Origin of the sequence: Paenibacillus sp. FSL H8-0260, assembly GCF_045040625.1 — a bacterium.
Lineage (GTDB): Bacteria > Bacillota > Bacilli > Paenibacillales > Paenibacillaceae > Paenibacillus_AQ > Paenibacillus_AQ odorifer.
This window is the reverse complement of sequence record NZ_CP150298.1, coordinates 1,826,798-1,840,386: the sequence shown is the minus strand read 5'-3', so window position 1 is coordinate 1,840,386 and position 13,589 is coordinate 1,826,798. Positions and strand designations below refer to the sequence as shown.

Below are 13,589 nucleotides of genomic sequence, written 5' to 3'. Positions count from 1 at the left end.
GGTTAAAGCTAAAGGCATCTACAAGTTATCATCCTGCACAAAATTCAACACGGCGTCATCGACGGCCGAAGTTCTTCCCAGATCAGGAAGGTTCACAAGCTCAATCTCGCAAGTCTCCGCACAACCATGCAGCTCCAAAAGAACCAGCTCATTGCTCCCCTTGCGCAAGAGTGGACCAGGGATATATAGCGCCCGCTGCGGTCCAACGTTCCAGTAACGGCCCAGATTAAATCCGTTAATCCAGGCGACCCCTTTATTCCATCCATCGAATCGTAGAAAGGTATCGCCAATCTCCTCCGCCTCGAAGCAGCCCCGGTAGAATCCGGGCAGACCCGAAAGGGTCGCAGCTTGCTGCTTCTCCACCGGGTGCTTCTTGTACGCTAGTGAAGCCAGCTGTTCCTGTTCCAACGGCAAAGTACGAATCGTCCAGTTATATTGCAGCTGGTTATCAATCCGAACCCCGTCCAGAATCCCTTTCGGATCGCGAATGAGCGGCCCGTAATTGATTCGCCCCATGTTCTCGACAAGGATATCCAGCTGCGCTCCCCCAGCGGGGATGGAAAGTTCCAGTGGCAGCGGATTCCAGCGCTCAATCACCCCAAGCACCTCTCCATCCAGGAAGACCTGCGCCCGATCGCGCACGCCCTCGATGTAAAGCTTCTGTCTGGACCGCGGTCCCTGCACAAAAGTGCTGTACAATATAAAACCATAGGATTGTCCGAGCTTCTCCATCGGCTGTACACACACGCTGTTCACCGTCTCTGATAACTTCTCCAGATTGGAAGCCGTGAATAGTTCCGCTCTTTCCGTCAAAGCGACTTTCCCGTAAGAAATCTTCGGAATCGGCTCAGGGAGTGGACAAGTCGGGGCAAATCCATGGTTGCTGAGTACCGACCGGACAGCTTCAAATTTCGCCGTCGTATCTCCCCATTCCGTGAGCGGGGCATCATAGTCATAGCTTGTAGTCGTTGGCTCGTAGGTGACGATATGATTCGCACCATTATAGAAACCAAAATTGGTTCCACCATGGAACATGTACATATTAAATGAGGAGCCCTGGGTCAGGATCTCATCCAGAACACCTGCTACATCCCCGGCATCCCGTACATGATGATCCTCCATCCAGTGATCAAACCAGCCATTCCAGTATTCCATCACCATAAGCGGCTCTTCAGAGCGGTATTCCCGATATTTGCGGAAGGATTCCTCTGTACTGGAGCCGAAATTGACTGTCGCATGCATATCCTCCAGTGTTCCACCGAGCAACATCTCATCGGTTGGTCCGTCGGAAGTAAAGAGCAGCACATCGATCCCTCTGCTGACCAGTCCATCACGCATATAGCCCAGGTAGCCACTGTCATTACCATAGCTGCCATATTCATTTTCTACCTGAACGGCCAGAATTGGTCCGCCATGTGTGGAGAGCAGCGGAACCAGCCGAGGAATTAGCTCATCGTAATAACGGTCTACCTTGCTTAAATAAAGAGGGTCACAGCAGCGAAGCTGGAGTTCCCCGTAAGCTAGCAACCAGCCCGGCAGGCCTCCGAACTCCCACTCCGCACAGATGAATGGACTCGGTCTGACAATAACATGAAGCCCAAGCTTCCCAGCCAGCTCGATAAAAGATACCACATCGGCCATGCCATCAAATACGAACTCCCCTTCTTTAGGTTCATGTATATTCCAGGCGATGTAGGTCTCCACGGTATTGAATCCGCAGGCTTTCAATTTCAGCAGCCGGTCTTTCCAATATTCAGGCACAACCCGAAAATAATGAATGGCTCCCGATACGATACGATAAGGCTGTCCGTCCAGCAAATAGTGTCCGTCGTTCCAGGTGAGCAGGCTCATTATCGACAACCTCCTTTATTAATATTTATTCTAACGATTCCCCGCAGTGGTAGACGGCAAGCCGTCTGATCTTGGGGCTTGCGGCAGCTTCTGACACCCGTAAGCGGATTTTCTCTGCGACAACCGGAGGGAAAGCATCGATTTTCTTATGGCCAATCGAACTGCCACGCTTCAATTCCAGCCACGCTCCGTTGCTGTACGCTTCCAGCATATATCCTTCTACTCTTTCGCCGTAAGCGATATCCTCCATAATCTCGGCATGATCAATCACAGTAGCTGCTGGCAATTCCAGTTCAACAAAATCTCCAGTACCTGCGGTTACCGCCAGAGCCTTGCCGAATCTGCATCTTATCTCCTTACCGAATTCCAGCAGCCGCTGCACATCAGCCTCCGGAAACAGCCCGCGGTTGTCAGGGGCTACATTGAGCAGCAAAGTTGCCCCATGTCCAACCGAACGATAATAAATATCCATTAGCTGCGCCAAAGACAGCAGCAGATGCTCCTCCTCAGGATGCCAGAACCAGCGGTCTTTACGGATGGGCACATCGCATTCCGCAGGCACCCAGCTCGGCGTTCCGGGAAGCCAGTTCAATGAAGCTTCACTGAACATGCTACCCCGCGCAGAATTCGCAGTGTTCCAGCATGGATAAGGAGCAACGCCATCCTCATTGCCAACCCAGCGGATCGTTGGTGCCCCCATATTAAACACCATGGCGCCTGGCTGATGGCGCTTGATCAGATCCATAATCCGCTGCCAATCGTAATTGCGGCCCTCCGACCCTGCGCCGTCGAACCAAATTTCTGTAAGCGGACCATAGCCCGTAAGCAATTCCTGCAATTGCAGGGCATAGAAATCATCGTACGCTTGCGGATCTGCATAACAGGGCTCATGTCTGTCCCACGGAGACAAATAAATGCCGAAGCCAACTCCAAGTTCACGGCAAGCCTCCGCGCATTCCTTGACGACATCGCCGCGCCCTTCTTTCCATGGGCTAGAAGCCACAGAATAAGTACTTGTCGCAGTCGGCCACAAGCAGAAGCCATCATGATGTTTAGCTGTCAGTATAAAATAACGGAATCCAGCTTCTTTGGCTGTACTAACCCATTGGTGGGCATCCAAATGAAGCGGATTGAAGACCGCAGGTGAATCATTGCCTTCTCCCCACTCCTGATCGCAAAACGTATTGATGCCAAAATGGCAAAACATCCCCAGCTCCAGGTCCTGCCACTCCAGCTGTTCCCTAGAAGGCAGCGCCAGTTGCTCTTCCGGCTTGTTCTGTGAAAATCTGCTTTCCATCATTTCTACACTCTCCCATATGTTTGTGTAGGCCCAATATATAAATAAGGCTTTGGAAAGCCAGTTGATGACCTTCCAAAGCCCCGTCCACAACTTGTGATACTTGCTTATTCCCTATTTATTTGATAACACCTTTTTCGTTGATAATTTTTGTTGCTTCATCAACCATCCATTGCTGCACCTTATCAATCGATTCATTTCCAAGCATAAATCTGCTGAAGCCGTCATCGATTATTTTGGTCAATTCGGACGTTGCCGTCGTCATCACCTGCGCACCATCAAGGAACTGGATTGCACTGTCAAAGAGTGTATATTTGAGTGAATCCATATCATACATATCCTCTTTGCCAGCTACCAGTTTGGTCAGCAAGGCTTCATTATCCGCTTTTTTATAACCGGAGAATTCCAGTCTGTTATCACTAACAGCCGTTGACATAAATCTCATCAGTTGGAAAGACGCCTCTTTGTTCTTCGAAGTAGCGCCCATCGCCAGCATATTGCCGCTGGTGAAGTATTTGCCCTCGTATTCTTTCGGTTCCGATCCTGCCGGAGGCACCGGTACCGGAGCAAAAGCTGTCTTGAAATCATGCGGATACTGCTCTGTATTGCCCGGATCAGCAATCGTCCAGTTACCAGCCAGAATCATAGCGGCTTCTTCATTAAAGAATTCCGTGCGGTAATTGAGCTTAGCCGCTAAAGCGTCTGCATAAGTTTTCGCAGATTTATCAGCAGACTCCATATCTTTGCGCAGCTGGAAGAAGTATTTATAGGTTGGATCCGCGAAAATGGTCGTCCCGTCATCATACACGAATGGATCTTTCATCATCGTTTGGGCCGGTGCGTTCATATACAACTCCCAGGTGTGGAAGTATGTGCCGTAACGTTTGTCTACGCCTTCACCTTTGGTCAGTTTTTTGGCATAGTCGCGGTAGTCATCCCATGTCCAGCCAAAAGTAGGTACAGGCAGACCCGCTTCATCCAGTGCATCTTTGTTCAGCATTACATAGTTGCTGCTCTTGGTATATTGCATCCCATAATAGTTGTTGTCTACCTTAGCATTCACATAATATTCATCCTCAGGAACGAGGTTATCCTTCTCATAGAATTCGTTCAGCGGGGCAAGCGCTCCCCGGGTCGCCCGTTCAAGTACGCCTCCAAGGCTTGGTACCTGAACAACGTCAATCGCTTCGCCGGATGAAATCAGGAAGTCGAGTTTCTTCAGCATCTCCACAGAATCACCGGGAACGAGTGTCACATGCTCTACCTTGATATTTGGGTTCTGATCCATAAATTCCTGCAGCATGGCATCCGTGCCTGCTGATTGGGCTTCATTGTCCCAGTTGTAATATTTGATGGCGACTTGCTTGTCCACCTTGGTGTTCCCGGTATTCGTACTGGCTTCAGCACCGCCATTCTTCTCTGAATTTCCGGAATTTCCACAGGCGCTTAACGTTAAGGAAACCGCCAGCATGGAGCCTAGTACAACGGATAATCTTTTTTTGCCCTTTGTTTTCATTTTACTTCCCCCCGCACTGAAATTTAAGTATAGTGCCTTGTTCATTTCTTATTATAGGCACCCGCTGTACAGGCCAAGTGCACAATTTTGCTGTAGTAGGATCACATTTTTGACTTTTACCCTCTTTTGCATACCCGCAAGTCAGCCCTTTACGCCTCCCAAGGAGATTCCGTTAATGACTTGCTTTTGCAGGGCAATGAACACGATGACCAATGGGATGATCGCCGAAACGGCTGCCGTCATCATAATCGCATAGTTGTTCGAATAATCGTCCCGGAACAGTGTCATACCGAGTGGGATAGTGTACAGATTCTTGTTTAGCAAGAAGATCAGCGGATTCTGGTAGTCATTCCAGGTCCAGATAAATTTAATGATCGCCACGGTAGCGAGCACCGGCTTGCAGAGCGGAACAATGATAGACCAGAATATCCGCAAATGGCCTGCTCCATCAATTCGCGCCGCTTCAATATATTCGTCGCTGATACCAATCATAAATTGCCGCAGCAAGAACGTGAAGTAGATGGAGAACATACTCATTAATACGATAGCAGCATGAGTATCATAGAGGCCGAACCAACGAATCAGCAGAAAACGCGGAATCAGCGTGGCCTGGTCAGGAATAATCATGAATGACAGCAGCGCCAGAAAGACCATATTCCGTCCTTTAAACTTGATTTTGGTCAAGGCATACGCCGACATAGATGAAATGATCAGTGTGATGCAGGTTGTAATAATCGCAACTTTAAAGGAGTTTAAATAGAAATGGGAGAAAGGTACCCGTCCCATCCAAACCATCTTGAAATTATACGCTACATTGATCTTCTCGGGAATCCATTGGATCGGGAAGCGCATTACATCTTTTTCATATTTGAAGGCTGCGGAAATCATCCAGATCAGCGGAATAAGAAATACAATGGACAAAGCCCCCATGATGCAGGTAGTGATCAATCTGGACATATTTTTTCTAATCAGTTGCATGTTAATCTCCCCCCTTTATTCTTCATTTCTCATTTTCCAAGTGGCTGCGGTAATCAAGCCGATGACAGCGAATAGCAGCCAGGAAATTGCAGAAGCGTAGCCCATGTTGTAGTATTTGAACCCTTCCTCATAGATCCTGAACACAAGCACGGTAGAAGAATTATTCGGGCCGCCTTCGGTCAAAAAGGCGATGATGTCGAACACCTTAAACGAGCCAATCAGCATGGTAATAAGCAGGAAAAATGTGGTCGGACGCAGCATCGGAACTGTGATGGCAAAGAATTTTTTCAACGCGCTGGCACCATCTATTTCGGCGGCTTCGTAGATTTCATCGGAGATATTCGTCAAGCCAGCCATATAGATAATTATGGTGTAGCCAAGACTCGCCCAAGAACTGATAATAGCAATGGATAACAGTGAGGTCTTTGGATCAACTAGCCATTTCGGAGGGCTGGAAATTCCAAACTCCATCAGCAACTGATTGATCGGTCCAAGAGACGGATGGAACAATGCACTCCATACGGCAGCTATCGCAATAATCGAAGAAATATAAGGAATAAAGAAAGCCACTTTAAAATAATTTTTGAGGAACACACTGTTTTGAATCAATGCCGCGAGCACCAGCGCAATCGCAATCGGGATCGGCACGGTCATAATCATATAAAAAGCATTGTTCTTCAAAGCTTGAATGATACTCGGATCATGGAACATTTTGATATAGTTATCCAATCCGATGAACTCGATTCCTTTGACTCCCGACAATAGATCCCATTTCGAGAAGCTCAAATAAAGTGAGAATCCAAGCGCAAATACATTAAGAAAAAGCATCCCGACAATTTCCGGTGCCAAAAACAGCCACCCGGTTAAAGCCTCTTTCCGTTGCGGAGTCCAGAATTTCCGCTTCTCTTGCAGAATTTTTGGCACAGGTTGTTTTGCAGCCTCCACGTTGTATCACCTCGACAATTTGATTTGTCATTATAGTAATACATCCGCCTTCCGCAAGAAGGAGTGATTATGACCCGGAATGTGCAAGATTTTGACCTTTGTCCGCCGACAACAAAAAACCGCCCTAGAGGGGCGGCGCGTCTGTTCATATCATTAACAATTGTGCTTCTCAGCGTACCGAATGTTTGGATTTATATTCGCTTGGCGTTGTTCCTACATATTTTTTGAACACTTTTGAAAAATAGGTTCTGTCCGAATATCCCAGGCCGACGGCCAGCGACTCCAGGTTCTGGCTGGAGATTTTCAGCATTTTGGTAGCGACCTTCATCTTGTGCTGATGCACATAGTCCGTAAAGGTCAGGCCAGTCATGCGCTTGAAATAACGCGAAAAATAGCTTGGATCCAGAAACAGATAACGTGCCATATCAATTGAAGTGATATTATCGCCTAGATGCTGGTCGATATACTGCTGGATAAGCTGCAGCTTGGGCTCCTGCGGAGAAGCTCCTGCCACCTGCTGCTTGCTGCCTGTAATCTGTACAAGCTTTCTCTCCACCAGTTCCATCGTATCTTCAAGTGTGCGGGTCTGCACGAGATAGACGAACAGATCCTCATCGAACATCAGGCTCGTAAACATTAACTCGATGCCGCGGAGCATAAAGGATAAATCCCGGGCGAAATCGCCTGGATGAATAGACATAACTTTTGCAGTCCTAGCGATTTCCTGTAAAGTGCCACGGATGGCTTCAAGGTCTTTTTTAATCACGGCCCGTTCCATCTGAGGGATATAGCTGTCCAGAAATCCTTGGGGTGCAGGCTGGAAACGTGGAGAAGCGATTTGCAGAGTATCCAGAACCGTGTAATCCGCACTTGCATAGAACTCGCATTTGTCCTGAACAATCTGCCGATGGATCTGGCCAATCGCCTGTAGCTCCATTTTCTCTGTGACGGCAATAATGCCCGGTTGAATCTTAAGAAGATGGGAGCATTCAGAACACAGCCGCTGTAAATAATCGTGAAAATGAAGACTGGCATTCTGCGCCAGATTCACACGGTAATTATATAAAATCACAATATTCTTTTGCTCCAAGAAAGGCGTAATCCCTTCACATGTTTCGGACAGTTCCAAGGCTATATTGTAAATAGCATATAGAATAAGTGGATACTCACTCTGCTTGTATCGCTTGTCGAAGCTGGAAAAATGAATACTGACCGTGCCCAGCATAAACCACGGATACGTCCATGATATGCCGATTTGCGCCGCATAGGCAAGTGTGGTTTCAGGCGGAGCACCGCCAATCACCCTTTGCAGCAGGTTCTGCCGGAAGAGCTGGCTGTTGTAGCCTGTCTCCCCATGGCTGATCAACCCAATCTTCGACTTAAGCAAGTGTACGGACTTGGCAAGGCTTTTCTCCAGTTGCTCTTCTGTAAGCTGGTCCTTGATTAAATAATCATCCACTTTCAGCTTTACCGCTTGCTGAGCATAATGGAAATCCTCATGACAGGTCAGGAAAATAATTCTGACCTCCGGCTTCATGCGGGTGAAGCAATCGGCTAGCTCAATCCCGTTCTTTTGCGGCAAACCAATATCCGTGATCACAATGTCAGGCTGCACTTCCTCAAACATTAATAACGCCTTGGCACTGGAATAGGTGCTGCCGACAATCTGCAAGCTATGTGCCTCCCAGTCAATCATCTGCTGAAGCACTTTGAGCATAGGAACATCATCGTCTATGAGCATCACTTTATACATCAATATCCCTCTCTCTCTGACAGATTAACCTGATGATTGCCTTGCGGCAAATACAGAGAAACGGACACCCCGCCCTGCGGCAGATTATGCAGCGACAAGCGGGTATCCTGCCCATAGGTCAGCCTCAGCCTTTGAACCACGTTCATTAACCCGACCCTTTGATAAGCTTCATCCTGTTCATCGTCCTTATACAGTAACCTGCGGTTCAGGCCCGCCAGAACTTCAGCCCCTGCACCGCAGCCATTATCTTCAACTTCAATCATGATCCCATCAGGGACCGTTCGCGAGCGAACGACAATACGCGGTGCCGGGTGGTCAACCAATCCGTGGACGATTGCATTTTCTACAAGGGGCTGCAAAATTAGCTTAGGGACGATGAGCTTCTCTGTATCCTTTTCCAGATCGACCTCCAGTTCAAGAGGGATTTCGTTACGGATCTTCATAATATCGATATAATGGCCAAGCAGTTTGCATTCTTCCTGCAAGGTAGCCGGTTCATTGACCTTCAAATAAGCCCGGAGCAGACTCATTAATGAATCGATGATCCCGCTATGCAGCTTATCTTTGGCCAAAATAAGGCTACATTTAATCGAATTCAACGTATTGATCAAAAAATGGGGGCGAATCTGCATAAACAGCGCCTCCAGCTCCATCACCCGCTTCTGTTCCTGCTCCAGCTCGATGTCGTGAATCAGTCCTTGCAGCTGGTCCAGCATAGTATTCAACGTCTGCCCCAGCTCAGCGATTTCATCCTTGCCCTTGACCTCCAGCCTGACATCAAGATTCCCCATCCCGAACTGGCGCACAACGCGCTGCAGCTTCATGATCGGACTATGCAATCTTTTGGCAATCAGCATGGAGGTAGCCGAAAAGACAATAAATAAGAGGAGTACCAAGCCAATGCCACTATAAAACGTCCGCGAGATCTGGCCCGACCATTCTTTCTCCGAAGCTTCATAGATCAGCTGCCAATTGGATTTGTCGATAGCTCTGGCTGTACGAACGCTTCCTCTCGCTTCCTTGCCTTCTGGAGCCAATTCTGAGTTCCCAGCGATCAAGCCTCCTCCAGAATCAAATAATGCAACCTTGCCAAATTCGACGGGTCCGAGCAATTTATTGAAATAGGATTCAGGAATTGAGATAAGCAGCACGGACACCTGCCGTTTCTCCCGGCTGTCATAGATAACTCTGGCAATATAATAGCTGCTGCTTTTACCGGAACCGCTGTCAGCCATCCCAAGCCATTGCAAGGTCTCCGGTTCGTGGATATTGACACGGCTCATCAGCTTGTCCAGGTTAGCATTGATTACAGATAAATTCTCCGTCCCAGAGGAGATCACAAAGTGTTTCCGGTTGACCAAATACATGCGGATATTATTATTCAACGGCTTAGAGTTGATGAGCGAAAACACATCTTGAATTTGCGTAAAATGTACGTAATCCTGATAGCTATTTAGCCGCTCAGTATCCGCAAAAGACTTCAGATTAGCGCGGAAATTGGTATCGTTTACAATAAAATGGGAAGCGAACGTCACATCATCAATAGTTTTATTTAGTTCGTCAATCATAACGTTCAGGAAGTTATCGTTGCTGAGCTGCAGCTTCTCTACCATCGTATCCCGGATGAGCACGAAGGAGATGATCGATACTGCAATCAGCGGGATAAAAATCAGCAAAAGAAATGAAACCTGGATACGTCTATAGTAAGTGAATTTGAACATGTTTTCTCCGCGCCTCTCTCATGCTCTTTTCTTTTATTCTATCAGCCCGTTGTCCAGTATTCATACATTATCTGATTACCGTGACTTTCTTTTGACCGTCTGCAGAAACCATAAGCACTACTTCTCCAAAAATTTGTACGCCCTCCACTACATAGGAATCTAAATGACTGGATGGAATCTCGTGGCTGATCACGATAATATGCTCCTCATTCCTTTCGGGGAGGATGATGCGGCAGGCCTCCGCCTGTGCAGCAGCCACCGGTTCACCCGTATGGCGGTAAATCGGCACCTGTTCGACCAGCGGACAGAACAACTCACCCGCAGACTGCGGGTACAGCACCTGCATGATCGAGACCGTTCCTTTCCCCTTTCGGGAGTACACAGCATACTGATTGGGTTCCAGCAGATTATATTCGCGGGAGATTACCCCAGCATCAACCCTGCCCTGAAGACCATCAACATGAACAGGAAGGATACAAAGATTGGCTTCCCGCTCATTTTTTGTACGGCATATTAGCGTTCCCTCTTCCATCTGAACCGTTCCGGGTGCAAAATGAAAATGCTGGGAAAATGTATGCTCCTGCCGGGAACTGAAGCTGTCCACCAGAAGCCAGTAAAAAGGCTTAATAAATAGGATCCTCCTTAACGGGTAGACCGGATCATCCCAATGACGGTAGCCGTCATGGCTGCCCTCTACATAATCAAAGTCCGGATGGCTGATCCATTGGCAGCCCGTTGGCTTCGCAATCTGAGAGAAGGACCATGTATCCGTGACTTCGGTAAATCCAATTCCGTCGACAGTGGTCGTATTATGGGCAGCGCTTTCTTTTAGCGCTTTTCTAAGTGGTGTATGATCACTATAGTTGTATCTGCCAAGATCGGTAAGCAGATCCTGCCCATAGGCATACAGATCGAAATGTAGCAGATCCGCGTGCCCATGTCCACCCCCAAGTGGTCCGCAGTGAAAATATAGGTACAAACCCTGCTCGTCCCAGCCCGTTCGCATCACATAATGGCCGGAATGTGCATAGGCGTGTGACAAGTTTGGCGGTAGCTCCGCAGTCAGCCGCTCGTAGCTCTCAACTCCATTTATCCCAAACAACCAGGCATTGTCATAATCCATTTGATCGTATCCGCCAAAGCGGAGTACAGCATCCTGAAATAACCAGCCCGCATAAGTCAAAAGCGAACGGATATCGCTGTCATCACTATCGCCAAGCATCGGCTGCCGGTGATTCGGCTTGGCCCAATACAATGAAGCAACAGCCATTTGCTGAACCTTTTGCTGAAATTCTTCCTGAAGCTCCAGTCCGTTCAATCGGGCTAAGCGGATGCAGTCGAGAAAACATACCAAAACCTCATGGTGATAGGTGGGAGATTGCTCCCAGTGGATACCGTCCGCCATAATCTGAATTCGCGCCGTCTCTCCCAATCTCTCCTCACTGAGCTGTCCCCAGTTATTGGCACTAGTGAACTCAGGGAAGTAGAGCGCAGTTTGGAACAAACCACAAGTCTCCAACACCCCCCAGTTGCTGATCTTCTTCCAGCCCGTAAACGATAAAGCTAAATATTGGCCGTGTTCATGCAGAGATATCATCACTTTGGCCAGCAGCGTCGGTGTGAGCAGCGGACTATCCTGTATATAAGACAGCGCTTTAATCCAGTTAGCACAGCGAAGGCCCGCTTCAATTGTGCGCCATGTCAGCGAATCATTCGTAGGCTTGTCTGGAACGGGGTTACGGTCTATCCAATCTTCAAGCTGGCAGCAAAATACCCTCGCATAATCCTCTTTACCTGTTATCGCATACGCTTGTCCTAATGCCACCCAGTAGCGGTGGCGATTCAGCATATAAGCCCATTCTACATCCTTGTCCGGAACATGACGCCAGTCAATTTCTTCCTCAAAGGTAACCGGAATGCGGCTGCGCTCCATATCCCAGGGAAAACGAAAGAGAAACGTCTGCTCCACAACTTCATCCGCTGTCTTCATTACAGCTTCCAGCTCGTCTGCACAATAAAGCCGTACATAGTCAATAAGCTGCTTCCGGTTATCCTCTTTCCGCCAGCCCGGCGTGCTCCGTCGGGTCAAATACCGATGTAATTCAGTCAGCGCATCGTCCTGCCGCGCTTGGCTGAGCGCATTCTTCACTAGAGCTAAAGCGGGCAACTCAAGGTCGAGCAGCGCAAAGACGGCATAGGGGGAAATTTGTCTGACATCAGTGTTCATACCAGTACCCCTTATTGCCTTTTTGCAGCCGCATCAATGCTTCAAGATAGAAATAATCTCCCCAGATCATGAAGTCATCTGGAGACAGATCGCCGCGCACATGGTAAGAACCATGCTTCAGCAGCCCCTCCGCCTCTTCACCGAGCGTGGAATAGTTCTGCACAAGCGAAGTCATCGACTGCACTAATCCCTGCTGAAAATAAGCCCGCTCCGAATCCTCCCCATCCATTAGCTCCAGCAGTTCCTGTAGTCCGGCTGCTACTATTGCTGAGGCCGAGCTATCCCGGTAAGTATCCGGAGATACCGGAGCATTAAAATCCCAGTAAGCGACATGATCTTGCGGCAAATGCTCCAGAAAATAGCGGGCCATCCGCTTGGACGTTTCCAAATACAACGGATCTTTGGTATAGCGGTAGGATAACGCAAAACCGTAAACACCCCAAGCCTGCCCGCGCGTCCAGGTCGATCCGTTAGTAAAACCCTGGTGTGTGGCGCCGCCAATCGGCTCTCCGGTCTTCGGGTCGAAGAAAAACGTATGGTAAGAGCTGTCATCTCCCCGTACCAGATACCGTCTCGTTTTCTCCGCCTGCATGACCGCCACTTCCCTGTATACGGAATCACCGGTCTGTTCTTCTGCCCAATACAAAAGGGGAAGATTTAACAGACAATCAATAATGATCCGCCCGCCTTCCTGAGTATCCCCCTCCGGTCCCCAAGCCTGAATATAACCGCCAGCTGTACGCCAGCGCTTCAGCAGCAGGTCTGCCGCCTGCAATGTCAGTTGACGCGCTGATTCGTCTTTATCTATAATCCACTGGGCTTTAGAGGATAACGAATACAGGAAGCCGATGTCGTGATGATCAAGCACGGTCTTTGCCGCGAAACGGCGGCGGAAATCTTCTACGGTATGGGATGCCGCAATACGGAAGCTGTCATCCCGTGTATATTCATAACACAACCACAACATGCCGCTCCAAAATCCGTTAGTCCAGTCGTCGTTGTTATTGAGCTGATAAGTTCCATTCCTGCTGACATGAGGGAAACTGCCCCCGAACCGGTCTATGTTCTTACGTACCTTCTCTATCGCATCTTCAATCGCACTGCTCCACATAAGTTCCTTGCTCCCTTCAGGCTCTTCGTTTCTTACGTTTCATGATAAGGAGAGTGAACAGGATCTAATAGGGGCGATTTTTGCTTTGATGTGCATTATTTTGACTTTTGAATGACGTGAAGTACTGTAAGTTTACTTTCCAATCATAGGCATCAAATCAATATAGTAACAAAAGGTATAACTGTTTATG

General features: G+C 48.4%; 9 protein-coding genes. All 9 read right to left on the bottom strand.

The features are described 5' to 3' along the window. Positions 1-18 precede the first annotated feature (18 nt). Positions 19-1,851 carry a beta-galactosidase family protein gene (locus MHI51_RS07945; protein ID WP_076277100.1) on the bottom strand — a complete coding sequence of 611 codons (1,833 nt, stop codon included), beginning with the start codon at positions 1,849-1,851 and terminating at the stop codon, positions 19-21. Between the two features lie 25 nt (positions 1,852-1,876). Continuing rightward, positions 1,877-3,151, bottom strand: a complete 1,275-nt coding sequence (locus MHI51_RS07940; RefSeq protein ID WP_256719026.1) for an alpha-L-fucosidase — start codon at positions 3,149-3,151, stop codon at positions 1,877-1,879. A gap of 115 nt (positions 3,152-3,266) precedes the next feature. Further along, entirely contained in the window at positions 3,267-4,664 is a 1,398-nt protein-coding gene (locus tag MHI51_RS07935) for an ABC transporter substrate-binding protein (RefSeq protein ID WP_076192894.1), read from the bottom strand. A gap of 141 nt (positions 4,665-4,805) precedes the next feature. After that, positions 4,806-5,642 carry a carbohydrate ABC transporter permease gene (locus MHI51_RS07930; protein WP_076277101.1) on the bottom strand — a complete coding sequence of 279 codons (837 nt, stop codon included), beginning with the start codon at positions 5,640-5,642 and terminating at the stop codon, positions 4,806-4,808. A 15-nt stretch (positions 5,643-5,657) separates the two neighbouring features. Continuing rightward, positions 5,658-6,587 (bottom strand): carbohydrate ABC transporter permease, encoded by a 930-nt coding sequence (locus tag MHI51_RS07925; protein ID WP_051490863.1) that lies wholly within the window; start codon positions 6,585-6,587, stop codon positions 5,658-5,660. 169 nt (positions 6,588-6,756) lie between these two features. Further along, the gene (locus MHI51_RS07920) at positions 6,757-8,340 is read right to left on the bottom strand and encodes a response regulator (RefSeq protein ID WP_076138290.1); all 1,584 of its coding nucleotides are present in this window, start codon (positions 8,338-8,340) and stop codon (positions 6,757-6,759) included. Next, positions 8,340-10,061 (bottom strand): sensor histidine kinase, encoded by a 1,722-nt coding sequence (locus tag MHI51_RS07915; RefSeq protein ID WP_076281121.1) that lies wholly within the window; start codon positions 10,059-10,061, stop codon positions 8,340-8,342. Before MHI51_RS07915 ends, MHI51_RS07920 begins: the two co-directional genes overlap by 1 nt. Positions 10,062-10,128: 67 nt before the next feature. Beyond that, the gene (locus tag MHI51_RS07910; RefSeq protein ID WP_405173751.1) at positions 10,129-12,288 is read right to left on the bottom strand and encodes an alginate lyase family protein; all 2,160 of its coding nucleotides are present in this window, start codon (positions 12,286-12,288) and stop codon (positions 10,129-10,131) included. Then, a complete protein-coding gene (locus tag MHI51_RS07905; protein WP_342410571.1) occupies positions 12,278-13,399 on the bottom strand; it encodes a glycoside hydrolase family 88 protein in 1,122 nt (373 codons plus the stop codon). Before MHI51_RS07905 ends, MHI51_RS07910 begins: the two co-directional genes overlap by 11 nt. Between the last annotated feature and the right edge of the window lie 190 nt (positions 13,400-13,589).